Genomic DNA, 25,319 nt, shown 5'->3' with positions numbered 1-25,319 from the left:
GGCTCCCCGCCCCCGCCAAAAGGACAGCACTCCCTTGAGAACGATCAAGAGCGGCACCGAGGCCCTGCGGGCGACCGGACGGGCAGAAGTCCGCATTGTCGCGGCCTCTCCTGAGACCTATCGTGCGGTGGCCGAGGCCCTGCGGCACTGCATCGCCGGGACTGAGCAGCGCAGCTACCCGGCCCCGGGCGGCGGCCCCAGGCTCCATCTCACGGTCGCCACCGAAACGCCGGCCGGACCCGCCCGCTCCTGGCTGACGAGCAGCAGATCGCCGGTCGGCAGCCGCACCGAAAGCCATGCCGACGGAGATCTGACGGCCATGACCTCACGCCCTCATGGGAGGAGCGCGCCAGCTGTGGCCGGGTGTGACATGCCGCTGTTGGCGTAATGGGCTCGTAGGGCTGGTTGGCCGGGGCAGGCTGTGCGGGTTGACCACGGTCGTGTCAGGAGTCCGTGTGTACAGATCGCGTCAGTGGGTCTTCGAGCGGGTCCGCGGGGTCATCGAGACGGGCGTCCACCGTGCCCGGTGAAACCACTGGAGGCAGACAAGGACGACGCGGGTATGGCGGACGGTGAACGGCCTGACAACAGCGCGGTGGACCGGTCGGAAGGCTTCGGTGAACGGCTGTTGGGCGTACTGCTCGACCGGGCACATGAGATGCCGCCGCAGCTGATCGCCCCGCTGATCGCGGAGGAGATGAGCCGGGTCGGTGGCCGGGACGTCTCCATCCTCTTGCAGGACTACGGGCAGCAGCAGCTGGTGCCCCTGCCCGGCACGCGGCTGGTCGTCGGCGAGCCCGAGCCGATCGATGACTCCCACGCGGGCACCGCCTTCCTGCGTGCGACCCCGGTCGAGGTGCCGCAGGCCGAGGGAGTCCGGATGTACCTGCCGTTGCTGGACGGCAGCGACCAGGTGGGGGTGATGGCGCTCACCCTGGACGCCGTCGATGACAACGACCGGCGTCTTCTGCGCAGGCTCGCCGGCCTCGTTGCCGACATGCTGGTCACCAAGCACAGCTACACCGACCAGTTCTTCCTCGCCCGCCGCCTGGAACCGATGAGCGTGGCCGCGGAGATCCAGTGGTCCCTGATGCCGCCGCTGGCGATGGCCGTACCGCAGGTCGCGGTGGCCGGCATCCTCGAGCCTGCCTACAACGTCGCCGGGGACAGCTTCGACTACGCGCTCAACGGCGACATCCTGCACCTCGCCATGATCGACGCGATGGGCCACGGCCTGGACGCCGCCACGATGGCGACCGTCGCCATCGGTGCCTACCGGCACGCCCGACGCGCCAGCATCGGCCTGGCCGAGATCTACGCGTTCATGGACCGGGCCATCGCCGAGCAGTTCGGGCCCGACCACTTCGTCACCGCGCAGATGATGCACCTGAACATCACCACCGGTCATCTGCAGTGGGTCAACGCAGGCCATCCCGCACCGCTGCTGATCCGCAACCGCGAGGTCATCCGGCAACTTCACGGCCCCACCACCCTGCCGGTCGGCTTCGGCGGCGAACAACCCCAGATCAGCGAGCTGACGCTGCAGCGCGGCGACCGTGTGCTGTGCTTCACCGACGGGGTGATCGAGGAACACGAGGCCGGCGGCGAGCAGTTCGGCGAGGAACAACTCATCGACTGCGTCAACCGCACGGAGCAGGCGGGAGAAGGAGTGCGAGCGACGGTGCGCTCCTTGTCCCACAGCCTGAAACAGCAACGCGGGGGGAGTACCAGCGACGACGCAACGCTCTTCCTGACCGAGTGGCGCGGCGGCGCCGCCGACCACCTCGCCACCATGGATTGAACCGACACGGCCACCGACGAGGCGTACGCCGACACCAGGTTCGGGAAACAGTCGCTTGTTGAGGCTCCGGGCCCTTTTCTCCCACCCCTCACCGCGACGGCGTCTGCCCAACCGGGAGGACCGAGCCGGACCCGGCAACTGGCCATCATCAGGCGGCAGTCGCCCATAGGCCGCCGGGAAGGAAGTCGCCCCAGTCCCCGGCGGGGAAGAGTTGCTGAGCCAGTCGTATCAGCCTCAGCGGCTGCTGGCTCAGCCCGGTGACGGTCAGTGTCCGGTCCGTGTCCAGGCATGCCAGCCGCTGCTGGATGAGCAGGTGGAGGCCGGCGATGTCCATGAACAGGGCCTGACGCAGATCCCAGGTCACCTGGGTGACGGACTGCGGCAGCTCTCGGGCGGCGGCGAGCAGGCCAGGCAGGGCGTCGAAGTCGATCTCTCCGCGCGGGCTGATGACAGCCGCGCCGTCATCGATCGTGGTCGTGATGAGCAAGGTGAGCGCCCCCTCGTTAAGGGGGTCATGAGCCCAAGGCCGCGCCCGCAAGGGCGTCCCGGCGGCGATGGCGGGACAGGATGCCCGTGAAAGGGGCGATTTCCGGAACCCGTGAACCGGCCCCCCGCAACCGCGGCGGCAGGACACCGGTCAATCTCTTGTCCGGCCATCGTCGCACAGCCACAGTCCTCTGGACAGGCTCCCGGCCATGCGCTGCGAAGCCCGGCGCCGCTGGACCGAAGCGATTCCTGGATCGGGGATCGAAGGCTCGCTCTAACCGGGGTGGTGACGTCGGGCCCGGTGTCATGGTGCGCCCGCGGCCGCTCTCGCGTGCCCAAACCGCCGCACGCGTCAGCTTGGTGGTCGGCGCAGTGGCACGACGTTGTCGGCGGCAGGTGGGTCCAGTGCCTGCTCATCGTTCTGGAGAAGCACGGCGCTGGCGAGGGTGAGCCTGGCCACCAGCTGGCGAAGCTCTTCGATCTCGGCTTTCTGACGGGCGACCGTCTCCTTGAGCCTGGTGACGGTTTCCCGCAGACGTCTTTCGTGCTCCGGGACCTGTCGGGTCTCGGCGCGCACCCGCTCGTAGAACTCGTTCTTCAGGTCGGTGTGCCTCCGGAGGAGGGCCATGCGGTGCACGCCCGCCTCAGCGGCGAGGGCGACCACGGTGAGGCTGCCGTTGGAGGCGGTGGCCTCACCGGCCAGGAGCCGGTCCATGGCCTGGCGGATGCGGGCGCGCTCGTCCTGGTGTTGATCGTTCACGTGAGGGCCTCGGCAGGGTGAGCGGTGGCGTCGTGTGTGTCGGCTGTCGCGCGCAGCCGGTCGGCGTTGACGTGTAGGCGCTTGCCGATCGGGCCGGGGGCGTGGGCGGCGAGCTGGTCGAGTTCGTCGGCGCGTTCGCGGAGGAGACGGGCGTGGGTGTCGGTGCGGACGGTGTTGCCGCAGCCGGGCCGGCAGTCGTACTGCCGCGGGGCGGTCGCGCCTTCCTCCGGCTTGCACAGAGCGTTGTCGTGCTTGAACGCGCAGATCAGGAACGCGTCGGGGTTGTCGTAGAGCACGATGCCGTCCCGGGCGAGGAAGGCGCTGGCCTTTCTCGCGAAGGTGCGGGGGACGAGGCGGCCCTCGAAGCGCGGGGCGTGGGCGGCGGCGGTCAGGGCCCTGCGGGCGGCTGGACCGGAGATCTTCTCGCCGGCCGCGGCACGGTCCCGCAACCGCGCGGCGGTGTCGGCGGCGGCCAGTGCCGTTTCGACGTCGAGGATGGCGTGGATGCCGCGGCGGCCGCGGGAGCCGTAGGCGCTGGAGGTGCGTGCGTCCAAGACGGTGCGCATGTGGCCGTACTGGATGGCGAGGGCGATCAGGCCTCCGGGGCGCCGTGCGATGTGCCAGGCCAAGGTCCGTCTGAACCGGCCCAGTCTGATCGGACCGTGAGGGTCCTCGGGGATGGTCTGGTCGGGCAGCCCGTGCAGCTCGGCTTCGTGGTTGGCCCAGTCCACGAAGGACTCGATCCGCTTGGTCAGCGTCTCCTTCTTCAGTGCGCCCTGTTTGCCGCAGGTGCCGTGGTGGGCGGCGCTGAGCAGGAGTTCCCCAGGCGGCACCATCCGCTCCAGCACGCGGATCGCGTGGACGACCGGTGTGATCGCGACCCAGGGGACGCGGCGGACCTCGCCGGCGGAGATGTGGTTGCCGTCGTCGTCGGTGACGTTCTTGTAGTGGTGGCTGCGGATCAGGTGGCGTCCTCGGGTGCCGTCGGCGGTGGGTTCTGGCTCGGGGCAGCAGCCGGAGCGCAGGCCTTGTACTTCCTGCGGGCGCATGCCGGTCAGGTACAGGCAGATGATCGCGGCGGCGGTGCTCAGGTGCCGCGTCAGTTCCTCTGCCTCGTTGAAGTCGAGGTGCTCGCGCCAGGGCCTGCCGTTGATCCGACCGGTGACCGGAACATCCAGTGGACACGGCCCCGGCTGCTTCGCTGCTACCTGATGCAGGTCGTGGCGTTGGATGAACCTCGCGGTCTGCGGGACGCTGGCGCCGGTGAGAGCGGCGACGTAGCTGCGGGCCACCCGGAAGGTGTTCCCCACCGGGCTGGCGGGCAGCGGTCCACCGCCCTGGGCCAGTGGGAGCAGCCACTGCTCGAGCGCCGCCAAGGTCTGAGGCGTGGCCGTGTTGGTGGCGGCCTGGTTGGCCAGGCGGCACCGTTCGGTCCATGCCGCCAGGATGTCGTCGGCGAAGTCGTCGACGACCCGGATCGCCCAGGTCAGCAACGGCCCGAGCACCAGCGGGTCCAGCGGCTCCGTCGCATTCTCGCCTTGGCCCGTGCTATCGGCGGCGGGAAGGAAGTCGTCCACCCCTTCGGTCTCCCAGGGGGGTCGGCTGATGCCGGAGGGGCGGGCACTGAGCTGGTCGAATGCCCACAGGTCCGTCAAGCGGGTACAGAGGATCGCCGCGGAGTCGCGGGACACCTGGACCAGGCGCTCGCCGGCATAGGCCCGCCATTCGGCTTCGGTGCAGGCCCCCAGGCTCGTGATGTGACGCTTGTGCAGCCAGCGGGCCAGCCGCATCCACTCCCAGCAGCTGGCACGCATGTGCGGCGCGGACGTGCGGGCCCGGGCCTGGACTCCTCGGGTTTGGAGGTAGGTGGGCCGACGCTGACCGTTGATCATGGTCCAGGCCACCAGCTTCACCTCGTCCCGCAAAGGTTCGGGGCAGTTCCTCCAGTGGATCTTGCCCAGGCTCGTGCTGGGGTTGTCGATGAGCGGGGCCACGGACCAGATGGGGTCCTGGTAGCGGGAGTTCGGGTGCGTGTTGCCCGGGCTGATCCACTCGGGCAGCACCACGGGGCTGTCCGGGGCGGGCATGGACAGCACGTACGGGTCGAGCTCGGCAATGGCGCCGTTGGTCACGGGGTGAGTTCTCCCTTCACCAGGAGGTGGATCAGAGTGCGGTCAGCGTCGTCCACCCGGGCCAGGGCCGCTGTCCAGGCCGTGGGCCCGACCTTGTCGCGCAGGTCATCGAGCCGCAGTGCGTGCTCGCCCCATCGTTGCTGCCACGCGCCATCGGGCAGAGGGGATCGCAGGCTCTGCAGGACCTGGTGCAGGTGGGCGAGCCGGGGATGATGCCCAGGGTGGACACGGGCGTTGGGGCAGGCCAGGCAGAGCAGAAAGTCTGCGGTGCAGCCGCCCTCCGGGCCAGGCCAGGGGCTGGACGTCTCGTCCGCGCAGTCCCCGGTCACCGTCTGCTGGTGGGCAGGATCCGGCGCGCCCACGACGTGGCCGGCGAACACCACGGCCCGTGCCTGGGCGAGGGCCTCGCTGGCGCCGGCCTCGAAGACGCTCTGTGAGGCGCGTTGCACCTGCTCGTCGGGGAGCATGTAGACGCTTTGATGCGTGCCTGGGGAGTGTTGAAGGGGGCGGCCCTCGCGCGTCACGGTCGTCCGTCGGGTACGCCGGAACGGAGCTCCGCCCAGCCCGTGCCGTTGCGCCCACCACTGCGCATCGCCATGGCCGACACCGAAGGCCAGCGGGCCCACCGGCCGGGGCCGCTCCGTGTGCTGGTGCCGGCGCGTGGGGTAGTGCATCCGCGCGACCATCAGCAGCCGTATGCCTGGATCGAGGCGTGCGGCCAGTGCACGGCCGTGAGCGGTGGCCTCCAGCGCCTGGGTGATCAGCCGCCCGGCGGAGTCGGCCCCGGAGTCGGTGATGTTCTCCGTGGAGAACCAGTGGCCGCGGCCCTTGCGGCGCTTTTCGATCTGCAGCTGGTAGGTCACCGAGGCTGTCTCGCCGACCGACGGCGCCCGGGTCGGTGCCGGCAGGCAGTCGTAGACGGAGAGATTCCACCCGAACCGGTCGGTCAGCAGCACCGCCAGTGCCGTGAGCTCCGAGCGCGACAAGAACAACCGGCCCCATGTGGACTCCGCTCCGCTGCCTCCCAGCAGCACGCGGTTCTTCACGCAGTGATGTCCGCCCGAGGTGATCGTGGTGGGCACTTCGCCGGTGCGCGCGAGGTGATCGAGGATCCGGCCGATCCGCCATTCCCGGCTGCCCTCCACCAGCTCGCCGGCGCGCCAGCTCTCCAGCAGGCGTGTGTTCTCCCGGATCCGCAGCAGCGCGGACCGGAACTGCCGCTGTGCGGCCAGCACCACCCGCTCCCGTTCCTGCTTGTCATAGGACTTCTCGACCGGCCTCGGGCTGGGGATGCGCCGGGCCAGTTCCTCCGCGACCGGCCCGCTGGCCAGCCGCGGATCTGCCGTCAGCAACGGCCTGATCTGCCGCAGCACGCTCTTGCCGGTGTTGGTGGCGATGTGCCGGGCGCGCCAGCGCTTGAGCTGGGCGGTGGTCAGATCCCCCAGGTCCTCGGGAGGCTGGTCCAGTTCGGCGACGAACCGGGCGAACGCGTTCAGCGCGATCCAGTAGCCCTGGGCGGTCGCGTGGCTGGTCCATCCTGGCGCCCGGGCGGCGAACACCGTCGCCAGCGACCCCTGCATCGGCTCGGGGACCGGCAGCTCAGCGAAGTCGAACGCCTTCGTGTATCCCGCGTTGTTGACGACCGTCACCACGAGCCCGTCGGGGGCCAGGAGCGGCTCGGTGCGGTGGTCGGCCGGCGGCAGGACGGCCCGCCGTCCCCGCCCGGTCACGAGCCTGCCTCCAGCAGCCGGTCGATGTCCTGGATGCCCTCCGACTCCCGGGCCAGCCGTGCGAACACGCCGTCCAGGTCCTCGACTTGTTGCTCCTGGTCGTCGTCGGTCTCGGCGGCCGCGAGGATCGACTCCAGCTGCAGGTGCGCGACTGGCGCGAGGTAGTGCCGTTTCGTGATCTCCACGTCCGCGTGCCCGAGGAGGGTCTTCACCAGCCACCACGGGTCACCGAACAGCAGGGCGAAGTCCCGCCGGTCCGCGGCGGTGAGCCCGTAGCGGGAGTCCATCAGCTGGTTCAGCACCACCAGCATGTAGAGGGCGTACGAGTGCCGCGCGGCATGCGGGGTGGCGTGCGGGCTCTTCCCGCGGACCTCCGCCAGCCGGAACTCCCGGCTGATCTGCCGCTCCTCCTCGGTGAGCAGGACCTCTTCGCACCGCAGGTTCGCGGCCCTGAACACGCCGTTCCACCGGTCCGGGACCATGGGCAGGCCCTGCTCAGTCAGCCACAACCATGCAGGCTCCGGCCCGTCCGGCCCTTCGAGGAACAGCCACTGCCGCTCGCGCCAGTCCAGGCGGCCAAGTTCCTGTCCGCCGACGATACCGTCGGCGTCGACCCACTCGATCCGCGGCTTCAGCCCGCGGGTCACCTTCGTGACCAGCCGCATCATGGGGAGCCGGTCGTAGCGGCCCGCCGCCTGGGCGCGCTGCACCGCCCAGGCCCGCTCCGACTCCACGTAAGCCTCGACCTGGCCGACCGCGTCGATGGACGCGTAGAAGACCCGGCTCTGTTTCGCCCGGGTGAGCGCCGCGGCGACGTGACCGTGGCAGTAGCGGCCAAAGCGCAGGCGCCGGCTGGGCAACTCGAAAGTGAGCAGCGCGCCGCCCTCCTGCCGGCGCAGGCCGGAGCTGAGCAGCAGCTGCACGAAGCTGGTGTTGCGCAGCTCCGTCCGTGACTCCCACCCGGGTGCCGGAAACCCGGCGCGGCTGTGGCCGCGCAGCCCGATGTCCGACCACAAGCCCCAGGTCCGCGGCGTCAGCCACAGCACCCGCGAGCTCACCGAGTCCGGAGCCCGGTCCTCGCTCCGCGAGACGTCCACCGGCAGCGGGTAGACCTTTGCCCATCGGAACAGCTTGGTGAACGCGGACGCCTCCCGGTCCCACTTCGTCCCGCCGATCCGGCCGGGATTCTCCGCAGCCCGGCACCTCCAGTGCCGGTAGTCCGCCAGGTCCTGCCGCGTCGCCCTCCGCCACGGCACCCGCCGCGCAGACAGAAAGGTCAGCAGCGGGCGGATGTCCGTCGCGTAGTTCCGCTTCGTCTCCCGCTCCAGGTTCCGAAACTCGTGGGAGCGGACGAAGTCCAGCAGATCCCGGTCGACCGTGCCGTCCGGCGCCACGAACACCGGATCACCCGGCCGCAGACCGATCCAGGCGACCGCCGCCGGCAGGTCCTGTACCCCCAGGACCCCCTCAGGCGGCAGCGTCCCCCAGCGTTCCGGATCCGGCACACGCACCACATGCCACTCGTTCAACCAACGCCTCCCCTGACGCTTGAACTCGCTCAATCATCAGGGAAGTGGGGTCCACGACTGCTGGCGAGCGGCAGGACGTTATCGAGCGGTGTAGTGCGAGCGTGCTCGTGGTCGTGGATCACGCGGACCCTCGTGCCGCGATGACGAACGTCTGCCCGAGATGAGCGAATCACTGACCACTTGGGCCGCCCTCACGCTGATGATCCGACGGCTCCACCGACGCCCAGCCAGGCCGGCCGCAGTGCCTGGTTCGAGATCAAGATCTCAACTCCACCCGCACGATAGGGCGCGGTCCACGGCTCAGTAGGTGGTTTTGATCCCTGGCCGTGAGGTGCGTGCGCGGCGATGTCCAGGGCGTTGTGGAAGACCGCGTGAGTAGAGCACATACGTCTGCGATCAGCTTCAGCAGCGCTGGTTCGTCGTCGAGGACCCGGCGGGTAAGGAGGCGTTCACCCCGCTCGTCGAACACCACGCAGTGGTGGTGTTCCTTGCCGATGTCCACTCCGGCCCGGATCTGGGTACGGTCACCTCCGCCAGCTCGCCACACACGGTCCCGCAGACGACCTCGCCGTCGTTGGCCTGCACAGCGATCGAGTCACGTATCCCGATGAGCGGTCGAGTCGTCGCGGGGCTCCGGGCGGCCAAGTTCTTTGAGCCATCCAACGGCGACAGGCTCACAGCCATACCCAGAACCTCTGGGTCCGCCGATCTTACGAATGACCAGCTCAGACCCACGCTTGGAGGTAGGACGGGCTCAGCCGCTGGTGACGAGGGGGATCCTGTCGTCCCCTGTGTCCGGTCGGGGGGCAGTTGGGCCGTAGCGGGGTCAGTGATCGGAGAGGGTCATGTGCAGCTGGTAGCGGTCGGCGCGGAACCAGGAGTATGCGTGCTCGACGGGCTGCTCGCCGCTGAAGGCGATGCGGTCGAAGGTCATGACGGCAGTTCCCTTGGGGATGCCCAGCAGTGCGGCTGTCTCCGTGGAGGCAGGGCCGGCTCCGACGGTCTGTTCCGCTCGGTCGACGGGGAGTCCGAAGCGGGAGTCGAGGGTGTCGTAGACGGAGGCAGTGAAATCGACCGAGTCCAGATCGGGCAGGAGCTGCGCGTCGTACCAGGCGTCCTCGACGCAGATGGGCGTCCTGTCGGCCAGCCGGAGGCGGCGGACGTGCCAGGCCTGCTGTTCCTCGGTCATCCGCAGGGCTTGGGCGGTGGCCGGCGTGGGGGGCTCCTGGTTGATGGAGAGGACCACGGTGCCCGGCTCCAGCCCAAGCCGACGCATGTCCTCGTGGAAGGAGGCCAGGCCCAGTTCTGAGCGGTGGGTGCGTTCGGCGACGAAGGTGCCGCGCCCGTGCACCCTCACGGCCAGGCCCTCCGCCACCAGCTGGCCCAGGGCTTCGCGCACCGTCACCCGGCTGACCCCGTGGTCGATGCACAACTTCCGCTCGCTGGGCAGTGCATCGCCGGGGGAGAGCTGGTTGGTGCACATGTCGACGAGGATCGCGCGCAGCTGCGCGTGTTTGGGCAGCATGCCCTTGCCGGCGATCTGCTGTGCAGTCACTGCGACCCCACTTTCGATTCCGGAGGCTCCGTCACGCCCCCTGGATGGTTACTACCAGTATGCAGCATGCATGTGCTCGCTGTTCCGCAGCGGCGTTGCCCGTGCCCGCCAGGGGTGGAGGATGCGCGCGTCGCGCCGGACTGGACTTCTGCCGCCCCAGGGCATTGACATGCCCTTCCCCCAGGGCCATCCTGTGGGGCAACTGGTCATGACCAGACAATACCAACTGGGTTCGGCTTATCAGTAGCCCGCGCGCTGCTGCATTCCTGCCCGGCTCTCCGCGCCTCCCATCCTCCGCTCACCTTCGAGGTTCGTCATGAGCACCGACACGTCCACATCCGCAGGCCGCCGTCCGGGCCTGGCCGGCCTGCAGAAACTCGGCCGCAGCCTGATGCTGCCGATCGCCACGCTGCCCGCCGCGGGTCTGCTGCTCCGGCTGGGGCAGGACGACGTCCTGGGCCGGTTCTCCGCCCTGAAGGACACCGCCCACGTGATCTCCGCCGCCGGCGGAGCCCTGTTCACGCACCTGCCGCTGATCTTCGCGGTCGGCATCGCGATCGGGTTCGCCAAGAAGGCGGACGGCTCCACAGCACTGGCCGCGGTGGTCGGCTACCTCGTCCTCGACGGCGTCTTCACCGCGATGTCCCCGGTCGTCCTGGAGGGGAAGAAGGACCTCGCGGGCGAGCAGGCCGTCGTCAACTTCGGAGTCCTCGGCGGCATCGTCATCGGTCTGCTGGCCGCGATGCTCTGGCAGCGCTTCTACCGCACCGCGCTACCGCCCTATCTCGGCTTCTTCAGCGGCCGCCGGCTCGTGCCCATCCTGACCGCCTTCACCGCACTGGTGGTCGGGGTCCTGATGAGCCTGGTGTATCCGCTGTTCAACAACGGCCTCACCGCTGTCGGCGAGGCCGTCGACGAGAACAGCATCGTCGGCGGCGGCATCTACGGAACGGCGAACAAGCTGCTCATCCCGTTCGGCCTGCACCACATCCTCAACTCCGTCGTGTGGTTCATCCTCGGCGACTACGAGGGCAAGCACGGGGATCTGAACCGGTTCTTCGCCGGCGATCCCGAGGCAGGCATCTTCATGACCGGGTTCTTCCCGATCATGATGTTCGCCCTTCCCGCTGCCGCCCTGGCCATCTGGCGCGAGGCCCGGCCCGAGCACCGCAAGGCCGTCGGCGGGATCATGCTCTCGGCCGCACTCACCAGCTTCCTCACCGGTATCACCGAGCCGATCGAGTTCGCCTTCTTCTTCGTCGCCTGGCCCCTGTACCTGGTCCACGCCGTGCTGACGGGAACGTCGCTCGCGCTGGTCAACGCCCTCGACATCCACCACGGGTTCACCTTCTCCTCCGGCCTCATCGACTACGTCCTCAACTGGGGCAAGGCCACCGACCCGCTCCTGCTGATCCCCATCGGCCTGGGCTACGCCGTCCTCTACTACGTGCTGTTCCGTTTCGTCATCCGCCGCTTCAACCTGCGCACCCCCGGCCGCGAGGACGACAACCAGGACAACCCGGAAACCGATTCTGACCTCCGGCCCCAGCCCGCGGCGTGACCGACTGCGCAATGGCCCCCGTCCCCTTCGATTAAGGATTCCCGTTCATGGCGCAGCGCGTCGTCTCCACCGGCTTTCGCAGCGGCCTGCACGCCAGGCCCGCCGCCACCTTTGTCCAGGCCGCCTCCCGAGCGCCCCTGCCGGTCGCGATCGCCACCGCGGGCAAGCACCCAGTGGCCGCCGACAGCGTCCTCGGCGTCATGACGCTCGCCGCCGGCTACGGCGACCAGGTCACCCTGGCGGCAGAAGGCGAACAAGCCGAGGCCGTCCTGGACGAACTGGCCGACTTGCTGAGCAAGGAACTCGACGCGTGAGCCCCACCCCCACCACGATGACCGGCTACGGCGTCAGCCCCGGGCTGCCGTGTGCACCCCTGGCCCGCATGACGCCGCCGGTCATCCCCGATCCCGAACAAGCGCCGGGGGAGAACCCCGCCCACGAAGTCCAGCGGATACGACCGGCCCTGGCCGAAGTGACCGCGCAGCTGTCCACCCTTGCGGACGGCGGAAGGGCAAGCGCCGACGCATGCGGTGACGTGGCCGCCGACCCATTGCTTGCCCCCGTCCTTGCCGGGCTGGGTGCAAGCAGCCTCTCCATGGCCGCCCCGGCCGTCGCCGCGGTCCGTGGTGCACTTGCCCGTCTCACCTCGGAGCAGTGCAAGAACCTGGCCGCGAGTGCGCTCTACGCCAGGGAACCGGACGCGGCGCGCGCCACCGCGCAGCGGATGAGCCGGACGTTCCTGCCCGCAGGCAGCGAACAGCGGGAGGTCTGAGATGGAGGTGGTGATCCGCCCTGACGCGGACGACGCCGACCGCACGGTCGCCGGCATCGTCCACCAGGCGCTGGCGGACGGTATGAGGACGCTGGGCCTGGCCACGGGCTCCTCGCCCCTGGGCGTCTACCGGGACCTGGCCCGCCGCCATCGCCACGAGGGCCTCAGCTTCGCCGGCGTCGAGGCCTTCCTGCTCGGCGAGTATGTCGGTCTCCCGCCCGCTCACCCGCACTCCTTTGCCCACGTCATACAACGCGAACTGGCCGATCATGTCGACCTCGACCCTGCGCGGCTCCATCTGCCGTCCGGCACAGCGCCCGACCCCGCTGCGGAAGCGCGCCGCTTCGAGCGCTGCCTCACCGAGGCCGGGCCCGTCGGCCTGCAGATACTCGGAATCGGGGTCAACGGTCACATCGGCTGCAACGAGCCGGGCTCCTCACTGGCCTCACGCACCCGGCTCAAGACCCTCACCGACGACACCCGCCGTGACAAGGCACGCTTCTTCGGCAGCATCGAGGGCGTGCCCCGCCACGTGATCACCCAGGGCCTCGCAACGATCGGCGACGCATCCCACCTCGTGCTCGTCGCCACCGGCCCGCACAAGGCCCGCGCGGTGGCCGCTGCCGTCGAAGGCCCCGTGACCGCGGCCTGCCCCGCCTCGGTCCTCCAGCTGCACCCCCACGTCACCGTCGTGGTGGACGAAATCGCCGCCTCCCGGCTGGAGCAGCAGGCCTACTACCGCTGCATCGCCCGCCACAAGCCCGTCGGCCAAAGGTACTGATGACACGCCCCGCACACGTGGTCGCCGTCGATCTCGGCGGCACCACGATCAAAGCAGCCCGCTACGGGGCCCACGGGATCGCCGAGGAAACGCTACGGCTGCCCACCCCTGTCCCGAAGGGGCCCGACGCCGTCACTGCTGCGGTCATCAAGGCGGCCACCGTCCTCATCCGCCCTGGTGTCAGGCCCGTCGGCCGTTGCGCTCCCGGGCTGATCGACACCGACGCCGGGATCATCCGCTTCGCATCGAACCTCGGCCTGCGCGACACACCCCTGGCCGCAGCTGCCGCCGACGCCGTACGCCTGCCCGTCACCCTCGAGCACGATGTCCGGGCCGCCTGCCTGGCCGAGCGGCAGCACGGGCTCGGCGCCGGCCTGAGCGACCTGCTCGTGGTCGTGCTCGGCACCGGCCTGGCCGCGGGCATCGTCAGCAACGGCCGTCTGACACGAGGCGGGACCGGCACTGCCGGGGAGTTCGGCCACATCCCTGTCCACGCCGATGGCGAACTGTGCGCCTGCGGCCAGCGCGGATGCGTCGAGGCCTACACGGCAGCCGGCGCCCTGGTCCGCCGCTACCGCCCGCACCGGCAACAGCGCGGACACCGCCGCCGACATCACCGCGAGCCTGGACACCGACCCTGTCGCCGCCCGCGTCTGGGCCGAGGCGACAGACGCCCTCGGCCGGGCACTGGTCACCTCGACCCTCCTGCTCGATCACCAACGCATCGTCCTGGCGGGCGGAATGACAGCGGCCGGAGACCGCCTCGCCGCGCCTGTCCGCAGGAGCCTGCAACTAGGGCTGGCCTGGCGGACCGCACCAGCCGTGGAGATCTCCCCCTGGGCGCGGACGCTGGGCTCCTCGGAGCGGCTTTGCACGCCGCGACAGCCATGGACGCGGCCCCGGCCAAGGTGAGCTGAGCCCTTGCGGGGACGCCTCCCCCCAGGCCCAAGGGCAGCCGGATTGCCGCCGTGCGGCAGCGGAAAACCGGTCCGCTGCCGCACCACACCACCGGATGGAAGGACCAGGTGACCATGTGGCCCCGAACACGACGCCCAAGACCACCGCGCCGACTGTGCCCACCACTGGACGACAGCCAGCTCGCCCGCTCCCTGACCCACCTTGAGGCCCAGATCGCCGCCCAGGGCGACAACCTGGCCGAAGCCAACGACCGTGGCGCCCTCACCTACCCCATCGAACAGGCACTGCGCGACCCCGGACACGACTGGGACCGGCGCATGCACCGCCTGCTCGTGTTGAGCGCCCTGCCCCAAGCCCCCGTCCTCGCCCGCCAGTGGCGAAACCGGGATCCCACCAACGCCGACGCCCTGCTCCTCCAGGTGTTCGCCGACCTCCACCGGGCCCGCTCCACCGGCGCGGGCCTCGACATCGAAGGCACCGTAAACGTGGTCCGGGGGCGCGGCGGAGCTCGCGCCCCCGGACCCTGCCCCCTGGATTGCCCTGCTCAGCTGCCAGCGGCTGCAGCGAGCCCCCGGGAGGGCCGTGCAGCCGGTGTGGGAAGCCGTCAAGGCACGCGACCCCTGGAATCGGGAAGCGCACCTGCAGATGCTGCACTACGTCTCTCCGGAGGAATGCGGCTCAAACGCCCTGACCGTGCAATTCCTCGACTCCGTCGCTATCACCGTGCCTTCAGGGAGTCCCGTGACAGCCCTCGGCCTGACCTCCTCCCTCGACCGGTACCGCCGGGTCCTGACGGCAGGCGGGATCCCGGCGCTGACCGCGCACCGGCACTGGAACCAGCCGCAGGAGCTCGCGGTCGTCGACCAAGCCCTTAAGACCTGGCCGCAGCCGGGCTACCTCACGCACGCAGCCGCACTCGCCGACCTCAACCTCCTCGCCTACGTCCTGATGCAAGCCACGCGCCCGCGCGAGGCATGGCCGGTTTTCGAGGCGATCTCGGCAGTCGCCACCAGCTGGCCCTGGGAACTCGACGGCGACCCCCTGCAGCAAATCCAAAGGGAGCATCGTCGGGCCTTCCGTGCCCGGATGCGGAGCGGCCGCTGATGCATGCCATCCCCCTCCGCGCCGTTCGCCCTGAGGTATCCCGAAAAAACTCCTTGGACCCAATTGACAACCTCTCCACCCGGGGTTCAATCTGGTCATATCTGGTTAGTACCAGTAAGGGGGGGGTCGGGAGACCGCTCGGCCCCCTGCGGAAGGCGCGAGGTTGTCATGACTACCCAAGTACTCCCTGAACCGACCGGGCCGGTGCAACTGCTCGACGCGGATCCCAGCGTCACGGCCGCCGGTTCCGGTCAGGCCCAGCGCCACGGACCCTGGCCCGGCACGGATGACAAAGAAGCCGGGTACCTCGTCCTGATGGGCACCGGCGCCGAAGACGTCAGCCGGATCCGCCGCCTCGCGCACAACTTCCTTGCGCGTCTGCACGTGCCGCCCTCGGCATGCGACGACGCGCTTCTCATCATCTCCGAGCTGGTCACCAATGCCGTCGTCCACGCTCTCCCGCCGGCAGCCCTGCGGGTCCGCTGCACGCGATGGGGCGCCCTTCGCATCGAGGTCACCGACGGTGGCCCACAGCCCCCCCTGCCCTCGCACACCGACCCGAGGGACGAACACGGCCGCGGGATGTACATCGTCGCCGCCCTCGCCACGTGCCACGGCACCGTCACACATGAAAGGGGCGCTACACGATGGGCTGAGCTGTGTCCTTGACTACGGCTTCCCCCTGCCCAGGCATGGCCCGGCCTGCGGCTGCGGCGACACACGTGGGGGCGGGACGGCGCTCGGTGCGGATGAGCCCGTATTGCGCGCACCGACAAGCCATCGCCTTCCCTGATCTCGCGGGGCGTGGACCGGACCCGGCACGCAGCTCCGATCGGCGAGAGGGAAGCCGTCCTGCCCGCACCGAACGTGTCGGGACTTGCATTGAGTTCGTGGAGGGGCCATGGGAACACAAGCATGGACATCGGCCATTGCCCTGATCGGTGTGACCGTCGGAGGCGCGCTTTCGTTCGCAGCACAATGGGTAAGTCACCGCGCGCAGGATCGCCAACACCACGCGACGCGGCAGGAGGCTCGACGCAACGAGCGGCTGTCCTACCTCGTCACCTTCCTCGAAATAGCGCAGGAAGCTGAACGCACCGCGATGGAGCAACACCCGGTACGCACAGATGATGACGAGTGGCGCCGAAGGGCAGAGGCTGTCCAGGATCGCCTCTGGGCGGCGCAGAAGACACTGCACATGCTGTGCCAGCCGACTGTTGCGCAGCCCGCTCACGCGTTCGCCCAGACGGTCAATCATCTGCTCTGGCACGGTCCGGGGGCTCAGCCGGTCCGCGACTTCCTGCACCCGACGCGCAACGCGTTTCTTGATGCTGCACGATCCGATCTTGAGCGCCACGCCAGGTGGCCGGGCCGTTCTCATTGACGCGCCATGGGCGGTGTCGACCGGCGCGGACGGACTCACGCGCCAGCATCTTCACCGAGGGGACAAGACTCGTGGCGGCCGCCCGTAACGGCGGTATGGTCCCCGCTGGTCAGTCTGGTCGAGTCAGGAGCGCCAGTGGTCGTCGACGAAGGCGAGCAGGGGACACAGCGCCGGAACGTTGCCGAGTCCTTCGGTGCACTCCAGACGTCGCCCCGCCGGCTTCGCTCTCACGCGCATGATCAGCCACACAGGCACCGCCCGCCCATGGGTAACCCCGTCGAGATCGACTCGCTACACCTCCACCCCGGAATCGCGGCCACCTGGCCTCAGTTGATCGCCGAGCTGGAAGAAGCAGGGCGATGGGACTCACGGTCGAGTGGCCAGCGGCGCCCTGGACCTCAGAGGTCGTTTCCGGAGACTCGGTCGACTCCCGCAGCCCCTCGGCCAGCGCGATCAGCTCCTGAGTGCCGTCCAGGCGTACACCCATCAGCACCAGGACGCAGGAGTGCGCCTGCCCGAGCCGGACCTTGGGGTGCACCCCGTCGCCCACACGTACACGTAGTCGCTGTCGGCGAGGTCGCGCTGCTGGAAAGCGGCGTGGTCGTCCTGCCACTGCTTCGTCAGCCGGGTCACGGTGGCCGGCGACAGGCCGGCCGCCGAGCCGAGGAACTGCTCGAGCGCGGGCACGAAGTCCCCGAGGACAACCCGTGCAGGTAGGGCAGCGGCAGCACCTGGCTGACCTTGGGCGACTTGCGGTACCACGGCGGCAGGATCTCCGAGGAGAACCGCATCCGTTCTCCGGTGGCCGCGTCCGCCCGCTTGTCGTTCACGCGCAGGGCCGTGACCTCGACGGGACCTGCGGCGGTGGTCACGGTGCGGGGCCGGTGGTGGCCGATGCGGACCACCAGGCGGCCCGGCCTCGTCCGTCTCGGTGGCCAACTCGGCTATGTACTGGTTGACCTCGGCCTCCAGCGCGGCGGCGAGCATCCGGCGAGCGCCCTCGCGCACGATCTCGTCGATCAAGGAGCCGGACTCGGTCGAACCGTCGGCGTTCACTACGCTGAGCACGGGCGTGCTTCCCCGACCCGGGCTGCGAACGTGGGCCTACTCGGTGACTTGTCGATCAATCACCCGGGAAGGTACGCCCTTCGGGTGCTCCCGGGGAGCCGATCCACAAGTCCTGAGCATTGCTCCCTCGGCCACCCGGACCGCGGATTCGGTGTGACGCTGTCCCGCCGTACGTCGATCAAGGGGGTTGCCTCAATGAGGTCATGCTGAGCCACAAGATCGGGACTGATGGGGCGCTCCTTGCGCGGGCTCCGGTGCGCAGCCGGGGCAGAAAACGCACCTGACGTCTGGACTGGACCTGGAGCTGATCGTCATGGCCGACTCCATGTCGGCCCCGCTGGAGAACGTCCGTGTGATCAAGACATCACGTGTTCAAGGTCAGCGAGAAACCGTGCCCCAGACGGTGACCTTCCCCTGGAAATCCCACTTCCCCCTCTTGCCGGTGACGTCGGTGATCTCCATCATCGCGAGATTCTCCTGCTTGGTCACGGTGCAGAGCACCGCTCCCTCTGTGAGGGTGTTCTCGATCTGTTGGCTGTCGAGCTTGCCCGGCAGGGCGTTGCTGTCGACTGCCGCCCTGCATTGCTCGGGATCCTTGCCCGCGCTGATGCCGGTGGGGGTCACGAAACCGAACTCCGGTCCATACAAGGAGTAGAACCATTCGATGGCCGCGGGATCCGAATCCGAGGGTGCGGGGATCGCCTTCGGAGTGTCTATGTCGACGTCGACGTAGCCCGTCGTGGGCCAGTGGATGACGAACGGCTGGTCCTGGACGAGAAGCGAGTCCGCGACCGGTCTTATGGACGACCCCGTAGCGGCGCCGGTGGGTGTTGTGGTGGAGTCCGGTGTCGGGGACCGCTGGGCCGACGAGGTCTGCTGCCCGGTGCTCGCCTGGGTCTGCGTGCCGTTCCCGTCATCGTCGTCATTGTCTTTGAAGAGCATGGCCGCCGCGGTGATCACCACCAGGGCCAGGGCGGTGGCTCCGATGACCAGGGGAGTCCGGCTGAGGGGGGCGGCGCTCTGCGGCCGGTACGCCAGTCCGGTGTGGGGCCGCGTCCCGGATCCGGCTGCCGACCCCGGCCCTGTTCCCCTCCCGACCCCCGTTGCCAGCCCGGGGGGCGGGGGCGGTACGGGCCCGGGCGGGGCGGCCTGTGTGAGCTGAGCCCACGCCTGGTGCGAGGTCTGCGCGGGGCTCTTGGGAGGCTGGGGCACGTACGTGGGTGTATACCCGGAGGGACTCGCCGCAGGGCCCGCAACCGGAGGTACGGTCCCGCCCGCCGCACCCGTTGGTACGGTCGTCCCCATGCCGTGCGGCTGCTCGGCGAGCCGCTCCCGCTCTGCGATGTCCGCCGCGACCGGTGCCGGAAGCCAGTCGGTGAAGTCCCGCAGCGGCCGTCCGCTCAACTCCTCGCACAACGTGGTCAGTTCGGCGGCGGTGGGTCTCGTCCCGGGGTCGGCTGCCAGGCAGCGCTCCAGGATCGTCCGCAGCGGCTCTGGGTAGCCGGTCAGGTCCGGCGGCCGGTTCTCGGTGTTGGCGATCTGGGTGGCCAGTGTGATGGCACCGGCGTCTCCATAAGGGTGGCGGCCGGTCGCGGCCACCGCCGCGATCAGGCCGAGCGAGAAGATGTCGGTCGCGGGTGTGAGGTCCCGGCCGCTCGCGTGCTCCGGCGACATGAACTGCGGCGTGCCGATGAGCCCGCCGCTGCGGGTGAGCTGGGTGGCGTCGGCGGCCCGGGCGATGCCGAAGTCGATGACCCAGGGCCCCTGCGAGCCGATGAGGATGTTGCTGGGCTTCATGTCGCGGTGGATCACCGCGGCCTTGTGCACGGCGTGCAGCGCCTCCGCCGCGCAGCCGGTCAACTGCAGCGCCGCGTGCAGCGACAGTGGCCCGTACACGGCCAGCACCTCGTCCAGGGCGAGGCCGGGGACGTACGTCGTGGCCAGCCACGGCTGCGCCCCGCTCGTGTCGTGGTCGACGACCGGGACGATGTGGTAGCCGCGCACCTGGCGGGCGGCGTTCGCCTCCTGCTCGAAACGGCGGCGGAACGCCTGGTCCTGGGCGTAGTCACGGCGGATCACTTTCAGGGCGACGAGCTGGTTGCCCCGCGTACGGGAGAGGTACACCGTCCCCATGCCGCCCTCGCCAACTCTGGCGAGCAGCGGGTAACCGGCCATCTCCCTCGGATCCTCAGGGCCCAGCGGCTTCAAGTGGCCGTTCGTTCCGGCGGTATTCATACGCGTCGACTCCCCGCAATTGGTAGGTTCTGGTCATGACCAGTAAACTGATGATGCCCGTGACTTCAAGACCGTGTCGATGGCGTGCTGGCGGCGGTCACAGGACCCGGCGACGGCCACCACCTCGGGGAAGAGGACCGCACCCCGCACCCTGCCCCACGCCGGACGACAGGGCAGCCACGGCCGACACGCCGACTTCCGGAACCTACCGGCCGGGACACGGCCCTGTTGAGTCAGACCGCGGACGGGCTCCGGACCGGCGTCATACCCCGGGAGAGCCAGCCTTGAAGGGCGGCAGACGGTTCACGAGTCACCCGGCCCGGCGTCCTACGGCACGCTACGAGCGGCCAACCCGACCGCGTCCCGCTACCCCCATACAAGTCGGCGGTTCAGGCACTTTCTTGCGACGAACCTGAGGAGATGAGCTGCACCAGTTGCTCGTGGGTGACGTCGGCCGAGGTGCCCTGCCAGACGGTTCGCCCTTGCCGTAGGACGTGGAAGCGGTCACCGAGCGCGTACAGCTCTTCCAGGTCGTCCGAGACGACGAGGACGGCGGCGCCGGCGTCGGCGCGCTCGCGCAGGAGACGGTGGATCTGTGCCTTTGTGCCGATGTCGACGCCGGCGGTGGGCTGGTCGATGATGAGCACGTCGGGATTGGCGGCAAACGTCTTGCCGAGGACGACCTTCTGCTGGTTGCCGCCGCTGAGTGTCGCGGCGTTGGCGTCGATGTTGCCCGGGGAGATTTCCAAGTCCTCGACGAGGCGTGTGCTCAGGCGCCGGACCGCACTGCGTGGTACGACGCCCCAGCGGCCCAGTCGGCGGTGCATGGCCATGAGGCACAGGTTCCACGTCAGCGGTGCAGACAGGCTCAGTCCTTGGTGTTTGCGGTCCTCCGGTATGAGTGCCACGCCGTGAGCGATGGCCTTGCGCGGGGTTGTGAAGGACACCTGGTTGCCGCGAAGGCGAAGGCGTCCGCTCGTGGGCTTCTCGGCACCGCTGAGCACTCGGCAGAGCCTGGTCCGGCCGGAGCCGACGAGACCGGCAACACCCATGATCTCGCCCGCGCGCAGGCTTATGGTGACGTCGCGAAGGCGGGGTCCGCAACTGACCGAATCCGCCTCCAGGACGACGGGCTGCTGGTCGTCGGCGTGATGTGAGGCGACTTCTTCGTCCAAGGTCTGTTTGAACTTCTCCCCCAGCATCAGCTCGGCCATCTGGACCACCGACAGCGACTTTGTCGGCTGCGACGCGATGGCCTTGCCGTTGCGCATCACGGTGAGCCAGTCGGTCACCTCCCGGACCTCCTCGAGGAAGTGGGAGATGAACACCAGCCCCACGCCGCGGTCTGCCAGGTCGCGTACGACGCGGAAGAGGGACTGCCGTTCGGCCTCGGACAGGCGGGCGGTCGGCTCGTCCATGACGAGTACCTTCACATCGTCCGCGAGGGCCTTCACGATCTCGATGCGTTGGCGGATGGCCGGGCTGAGTGTGCCGACGCTCGCGTCGAGGCTCTCGCCGATCTCGATGCCGACTTGCTCGACCAAGGCCTGGGCCCGGTTGTGGACTGCCCGTCGGCTGTAGCGCCACCCTCCGGGCTCATGTCCGAGGAGGAGGTTGTCGGCGATGGTCATCTCGGACACCAGGCTGAACTCCTGGTGGATGACAGCGATTCCCTCCGCCCTGGACTGGCGTGGGCTGCCAAGCGTCGCGCGCTTGCCGTCGACGGTGATCAGGCCGCCGTGGTCCGGGTACAGACCGGCCAGCGTCTTGACCAGGGTCGACTTTCCCGCACCGTTCTGTCCGATAAGCCCGTGTACCTGTCCGGCGCGCACCTGGAAGTCGACGTGATCAAGCACCATGACGGGACCGAACCGTTTGGTTACGCCCGAGAGCTGGAGTCTGATGTCGCTGGGCATGGACACTCATTCCTCTGTATATGTGTCGTCACGTCTGAAATGGCGGAGATACCGGGGGTGGGCGGTCGGCCCGGTTGGCCGGTGGAGAAGGGCGGCCCGCCCTGCGCGCCGGCGGTACGTGGGTGGTGTCAGGCGCGCAGGGCGATCAGGTCAGCCGCTCCACTCAGCGGGGTTGGTGTCCACGTTGTCCTTGGTGATCAGTGGCAGCGGGATGTAGTAGTTGGGCCGCTTGACCTTGTCCTTCTGGCCGGTCAGCCAGTAATTGGCGTACTGGGCGCCGAGCTTGCCTTCCAGGACGGGACTCTGGTTGACGGTGCCGTAAAGGTCGCCGGACTTGATGGCGGCCTCGACCTGCTTGGAGTAGTCGCCGGCGATGAAGCGGATCTCGTTGCGCCCGATCTTGCGTGCGTACTGGGCCCCGACGTACATCTGGGGGCCTTGGGCGACGATCGCGTCCAGCTTCCCCTTGGGGTACTTCGAGAGGAGGTCCTGGGTCACGGACAGGTTCTCGCTGTTCTTGAAGTTGTCGACCGGGGTGGCGACGATCTTGATGTTGGGGTGATTCTTGAGGACGTCCTTGATGCCCTTGAGCCGCTCGACCTGCGGGGTGGAGCCGAGCGTTCCGAGCGTGATTGCGATCTTCCCGCCCTTGGGAAGCGCCTGGACGATGAGCTTGCCCTCACCGCGTCCGAACTGGCGGTCCGAGGCCCCGATGTACGTCACCAGGTCGGCGCCGGGGTTGAGCTGGGCATTGAGGGCCATCACCGGGATGCCGGCGCGGTTGGCCTGTTTGATGGCGGGGATGACGGCGGTCGGGCTCGAGGAGCAGACCAGGATCAGGTCCACCTTGCGGGCCACCAGGGTCTGCACGTTCGCGGCCTGCTTGGCGTTGTCGAGGCCGCCGTTGAGGGTGACGGTCTTCATGCCGAGCCGCTTCGCCTCGGCCTCGAAGGCGGAGTTCATGGAGGCGAGGAAGGGGATCGTGGTGTCGGCGTTGGCCAGACCGATGGTGAAGGTCTTGTCCTTGCCGCCAGCGGTGCTGCCGGTCTCGCCGCAAGCGGCCGTAAGCACGGTCAGCGACACGGCAGCGGTCGCGGCGGCCAGGCAACGTCTGAAGGTGCGGCGGGCGGGGATGGATGCGGACATGGTGCTCCCTTGGGGCGTGTCGTGCGGAAGTCCGCGGAGGACTTGATGATGTGCGGATGTGCGTGTCCTCAGCGCATGCGCAGCGCAGGGGACGTACCAGCCGGCGGTCAGGTCGAGGCCGACGGGGTCAGTGGGGTGGTGGGCGCGCCGGGCGCGGCAGCGGCGGGGGAGTTTTTGCTGCCGCGCCCGGCGCCGTTGTGTAGCCGGCTGTAGCGGTCGATGACCACGGCCATGAGAATGACCAGTCCGGTGACGGCGGGCTTCCAGTAGGGCGAGACGTTGAGTTGGTTGAGCCCGTTGGAAATGACGCCGAGGAGGAGGGTCGCGGCGAGGACGTCCTCGATGCGCCCGATACCGCCGGTCAAGGCGATGCCGCCGACCACGCAGATGGCGATGGCCTCCAGGGGCCAGTCGGCCGCGGCCGAGGGCTGCCCGACCATCGTCTGACCGAGGAGCAGCAGGCCAGCGCCTGCGGCCATCAGGCCGCCCATGGCGAAGGCGAAGATCTGCACGCGCTGTACGGGGACACCCGACAGGTGGCTGGCCTCGGCGTTGCCGCCGACGCTGTAGATGTAGTGCCCGTACTTGGTGCGGGTCAGGAGGAACCACACCGCAAGCAGGCAACCCATGAAGACAGCGAAGATCACGGGGATGCCGGCGACCCGCGCGTTGGCGGCGCTCTCCAGCAGGGGCGTCACACCCTGCTTGGACTCGGCGCCTGTGGCGACGAACAGCAGGCCGGAGACGATGCTGGCCATGGCGAAGGTGGCGACGAAGGCGTTGATACGGACCTTCGCGATCAGGATGCCGTTGGCGACACCGACCGCGATGCCTGCGAGGAGGCCGACGCCGATGGTGACGATGGCGCCGTTGCCACGGCTGGCGACGACTGCCCCTACGACCGATGTGGTGGCTCCGACAGCTCCTACGGACAGGTCAAAACCGCCGGAGATCATCATCACAGCCATGCCGCAGGCAACTATGCCGATGATGGCGTTCTGCTCCAGGATGTTTTCCAAGTTGACCGTGGAGCGGAACGTCGGTGATACGGCCATCAAGACGCTGGTGACGAGTGCGAACACCAGCCAGAGACCGAAGCGCCTCAAAAGGCCGCTTCTGTTTGCCATGCTCTTCATGCCGACCCGTTCTCCTGCTCCGTATTGTCGACGACTGTTCCGTACTGGGCTGATGTCAAGGTGGCGAGCGCGGCAAGCGGCCTGGGTGGCCTTGCCGCCGTCGTCCATTGGACGGGTGGTGCCGAGCCGAGCCGGATCGCGAGCCAGTCGTCGAGAGGCTCTGCGTCCGTGCTTTGGCCGTACGGCAGGTGGGTGACGGCGCCGTCCTCGTCGACGAGCGAGCCATGGCCTGCGAAGGCGTCGATCGAGAACCTGTCGTTCTCGAACCCCAGGGCTATCACCAGGTCGTTTGCCCCGGACATGCTGACCGGGTGTGACCAGCTCGGGTCGATGCTTGCCCAGGCTCCGCCCGTGGTCGTGACGACTACCTGCTCCGCGTCCTCCACGTCACCGACCCGGCTATGACTGCCGGCCTCCGCGCGGAAGGTCCGGTACTCATACTCGGTCAGCCCGCGCAGAGCGTCGGCCAGATGCACCGCGTCGTCGATAAGGACACCGCTGCCGGACTCGCTGTGGGTACCGAAGAATCCACCGGGGAAGGTGCCGTGGTTGGTTCGGCTCATGGCGACGAGGGGACTGAGCGATCCGTGCCCGTAGTAGGCGTGCGTATCCGGCGGTGTCGGGATGATGACCGCGTCGACCCGCTCCGGGTCGAGGGGGACTTCCGGATGGCTTCCAGAGCGGCGTGCGAGACCTGCTCCGAAGCGACAGCCAGCGGCTTGCATTCCGGTACCGCCGCAGGGCTCATGGCGTGCAGGGCGCCCAGAGGGCCCGCGCCAAGGAGACCTATTCGCATTTCCAACACTCGTGCCTTTCTCAGATCTTCGGGACTGCCTAGTTGGCTCGATGTCGAGCTGTCGTGGCAACGCCCCACCGCGCCGTCCCGAGGACAAGCCAGCCACTCAGAAGATTGGTAGTGTCTGGTAATGACCAGTAGAGAGAGCATGGGTCAAGGGTGGGGGGATGTCAATTGTTTGGCCGAAAGAAAATGCGGCAGCCCGAGTGCCCGCGGTGCACGGAGGTCCGGTGCACGTCGGAGACCTGACAGCGGCCTCGAGGATCTTGGGCGTCAGGATTTCGGGCGGCCCGGTGGCGGCTGAGTCTGGCGATGTACCGGTTTCTCGGCCTGCGGGGTTACCCCTCAGGCCGCCCTGATGGCCTCCCGGCCGCCGTTTGCGATCACTCGCACGCCCGAGTGCATGAAGGCGCTGCTGGCCCTGCAGCCGGTCAGCGACCTCTCGCGACCCCTGAGTGGGCGTTAAGTCCGTTCTTCCTCGGTTCGTGATCGCTCGATCGTGGTACTGA

At 68.9% G+C, this 25,319-nt stretch carries 21 protein-coding genes and 4 pseudogenes; 11 read left to right on the top strand and 14 right to left on the bottom strand.

Annotation, left to right across the window (positions count from 1 at the left end):
* Positions 1-174: 174 nt before the first annotated feature.
* Positions 175-321 (bottom strand): hypothetical protein, encoded by a 147-nt coding sequence (locus F7R91_RS44310; RefSeq protein ID WP_191971625.1) that lies wholly within the window; start codon positions 319-321, stop codon positions 175-177.
* Positions 322-562: 241 nt separating this feature from the next.
* Here F7R91_RS44310 and F7R91_RS25330 point away from each other — a divergent pair, with 241 nt between their 5' ends.
* Positions 563-1,801: a PP2C family protein-serine/threonine phosphatase gene (locus tag F7R91_RS25330; RefSeq protein WP_150951479.1), complete on the top strand. Its 1,239-nt coding sequence runs from the start codon at positions 563-565 to the stop codon at positions 1,799-1,801.
* 148 nt (positions 1,802-1,949) lie between these two features.
* Here F7R91_RS25330 and F7R91_RS25325 read toward each other — a convergent pair whose 3' ends face one another.
* From F7R91_RS25325 to F7R91_RS25295, 7 genes and pseudogenes are all read right to left on the bottom strand, one after another.
* On the bottom strand, positions 1,950-2,288 hold the full coding sequence (locus F7R91_RS25325; RefSeq protein WP_150951477.1) for an STAS domain-containing protein: 339 nt from the start codon (positions 2,286-2,288) through the stop codon (positions 1,950-1,952).
* Positions 2,289-2,639: 351 nt separating this feature from the next.
* Positions 2,640-3,047 (bottom strand): hypothetical protein, encoded by a 408-nt coding sequence (locus tag F7R91_RS25320; protein WP_150951475.1) that lies wholly within the window; start codon positions 3,045-3,047, stop codon positions 2,640-2,642.
* The gene (locus F7R91_RS25315) at positions 3,044-5,134 is read right to left on the bottom strand and encodes an integrase (RefSeq protein WP_150951609.1); all 2,091 of its coding nucleotides are present in this window, start codon (positions 5,132-5,134) and stop codon (positions 3,044-3,046) included. Before F7R91_RS25315 ends, F7R91_RS25320 begins: the two co-directional genes overlap by 4 nt.
* A gap of 41 nt (positions 5,135-5,175) precedes the next feature.
* Positions 5,176-6,909: a hypothetical protein gene (locus tag F7R91_RS25310; protein ID WP_150951473.1), complete on the bottom strand. Its 1,734-nt coding sequence runs from the start codon at positions 6,907-6,909 to the stop codon at positions 5,176-5,178.
* Positions 6,906-8,438 carry a site-specific integrase gene (locus tag F7R91_RS25305; protein ID WP_150951471.1) on the bottom strand — a complete coding sequence of 511 codons (1,533 nt, stop codon included), beginning with the start codon at positions 8,436-8,438 and terminating at the stop codon, positions 6,906-6,908. The genes F7R91_RS25310 and F7R91_RS25305 overlap by 4 nt, the downstream gene beginning before the upstream one ends.
* Before the next feature lie 376 nt (positions 8,439-8,814).
* A pseudogene (locus F7R91_RS25300) lies at positions 8,815-8,985 on the bottom strand (IS110 family transposase); the annotation flags it as partial.
* A 279-nt stretch (positions 8,986-9,264) separates the two neighbouring features.
* Complete coding sequence (locus tag F7R91_RS25295) at positions 9,265-9,993, bottom strand: GntR family transcriptional regulator (RefSeq protein WP_202425622.1); 729 nt, start codon at positions 9,991-9,993, stop codon at positions 9,265-9,267.
* 316 nt (positions 9,994-10,309) lie between these two features.
* Between F7R91_RS25295 and F7R91_RS25290 the strand changes: the two genes are divergently transcribed.
* From F7R91_RS25290 to F7R91_RS25255, 9 genes and pseudogenes are all read left to right on the top strand, one after another.
* Positions 10,310-11,554 carry a PTS transporter subunit EIIC gene (locus F7R91_RS25290; RefSeq protein ID WP_225320774.1) on the top strand — a complete coding sequence of 415 codons (1,245 nt, stop codon included), beginning with the start codon at positions 10,310-10,312 and terminating at the stop codon, positions 11,552-11,554.
* Positions 11,555-11,601: 47 nt separating this feature from the next.
* The gene (locus tag F7R91_RS25285) at positions 11,602-11,868 is read left to right on the top strand and encodes an HPr family phosphocarrier protein (protein WP_150951469.1); all 267 of its coding nucleotides are present in this window, start codon (positions 11,602-11,604) and stop codon (positions 11,866-11,868) included.
* Positions 11,865-12,326: a putative PEP-binding protein gene (locus F7R91_RS25280; protein ID WP_225320773.1), complete on the top strand. Its 462-nt coding sequence runs from the start codon at positions 11,865-11,867 to the stop codon at positions 12,324-12,326. Before F7R91_RS25285 ends, F7R91_RS25280 begins: the two co-directional genes overlap by 4 nt.
* Position 12,327: 1 nt before the next feature.
* Positions 12,328-13,107: a glucosamine-6-phosphate deaminase gene (locus F7R91_RS25275; RefSeq protein WP_150951467.1), complete on the top strand. Its 780-nt coding sequence runs from the start codon at positions 12,328-12,330 to the stop codon at positions 13,105-13,107.
* Positions 13,107-13,628, top strand: a pseudogene (locus F7R91_RS44305) (ROK family protein); the annotation flags it as partial. The gene F7R91_RS25275 and the pseudogene F7R91_RS44305, both read left to right, overlap by 1 nt.
* Complete coding sequence (locus F7R91_RS44300; protein ID WP_191971639.1) at positions 13,606-14,019, top strand: ROK family protein; 414 nt, start codon at positions 13,606-13,608, stop codon at positions 14,017-14,019. The pseudogene F7R91_RS44305 and the gene F7R91_RS44300, both read left to right, overlap by 23 nt.
* 747 nt (positions 14,020-14,766) lie before the next feature.
* Positions 14,767-15,129 carry a hypothetical protein gene (locus F7R91_RS25265; RefSeq protein WP_150951463.1) on the top strand — a complete coding sequence of 121 codons (363 nt, stop codon included), beginning with the start codon at positions 14,767-14,769 and terminating at the stop codon, positions 15,127-15,129.
* Positions 15,130-15,297: 168 nt separating this feature from the next.
* Entirely contained in the window at positions 15,298-15,798 is a 501-nt protein-coding gene (locus tag F7R91_RS25260) for an ATP-binding protein (RefSeq protein ID WP_225320772.1), read from the top strand.
* A 232-nt stretch (positions 15,799-16,030) separates the two neighbouring features.
* Positions 16,031-16,513: a hypothetical protein gene (locus tag F7R91_RS25255; RefSeq protein ID WP_150951461.1), complete on the top strand. Its 483-nt coding sequence runs from the start codon at positions 16,031-16,033 to the stop codon at positions 16,511-16,513.
* 415 nt (positions 16,514-16,928) lie between these two features.
* On the opposite strand, the pseudogene F7R91_RS25250 reads toward F7R91_RS25255, so the two are convergent.
* From F7R91_RS25250 to F7R91_RS25225, 6 genes and pseudogenes are all read right to left on the bottom strand, one after another.
* Positions 16,929-17,581 (bottom strand): annotated as a pseudogene (locus F7R91_RS25250) (transposase); the annotation flags it as partial.
* A gap of 378 nt (positions 17,582-17,959) precedes the next feature.
* Positions 17,960-19,816: a serine/threonine-protein kinase gene (locus F7R91_RS25245; RefSeq protein ID WP_225320771.1), complete on the bottom strand. Its 1,857-nt coding sequence runs from the start codon at positions 19,814-19,816 to the stop codon at positions 17,960-17,962.
* Positions 19,817-20,205: 389 nt separating this feature from the next.
* Positions 20,206-21,732: a sugar ABC transporter ATP-binding protein gene (locus F7R91_RS25240; RefSeq protein ID WP_150951459.1), complete on the bottom strand. Its 1,527-nt coding sequence runs from the start codon at positions 21,730-21,732 to the stop codon at positions 20,206-20,208.
* Between the two features lie 150 nt (positions 21,733-21,882).
* A complete protein-coding gene (locus F7R91_RS25235; RefSeq protein ID WP_150951457.1) occupies positions 21,883-22,878 on the bottom strand; it encodes a sugar ABC transporter substrate-binding protein in 996 nt (331 codons plus the stop codon).
* Positions 22,879-22,985: 107 nt separating this feature from the next.
* Positions 22,986-24,014 (bottom strand): ABC transporter permease, encoded by a 1,029-nt coding sequence (locus F7R91_RS25230; protein ID WP_191971624.1) that lies wholly within the window; start codon positions 24,012-24,014, stop codon positions 22,986-22,988.
* A complete protein-coding gene (locus tag F7R91_RS25225; RefSeq protein WP_150951453.1) occupies positions 24,011-24,577 on the bottom strand; it encodes a Gfo/Idh/MocA family protein in 567 nt (188 codons plus the stop codon). Before F7R91_RS25225 ends, F7R91_RS25230 begins: the two co-directional genes overlap by 4 nt.
* A 439-nt stretch (positions 24,578-25,016) precedes the next feature.
* Here F7R91_RS25225 and F7R91_RS42925 point away from each other — a divergent pair.
* Positions 25,017-25,276: pseudogene (locus F7R91_RS42925) on the top strand (D-glutamate cyclase family protein); the annotation flags it as partial.
* Positions 25,277-25,319 lie beyond the last annotated feature (43 nt).

It is taken from the genome of Streptomyces luteolifulvus (assembly GCF_008806595.1).
GTDB classification, from domain to species: domain Bacteria; phylum Actinomycetota; class Actinomycetes; order Streptomycetales; family Streptomycetaceae; genus Streptomyces; species Streptomyces luteolifulvus.
The sequence above is the reverse complement of the archived record's forward strand: the minus strand, read 5'-3'. Positions and strand labels throughout refer to the sequence as shown.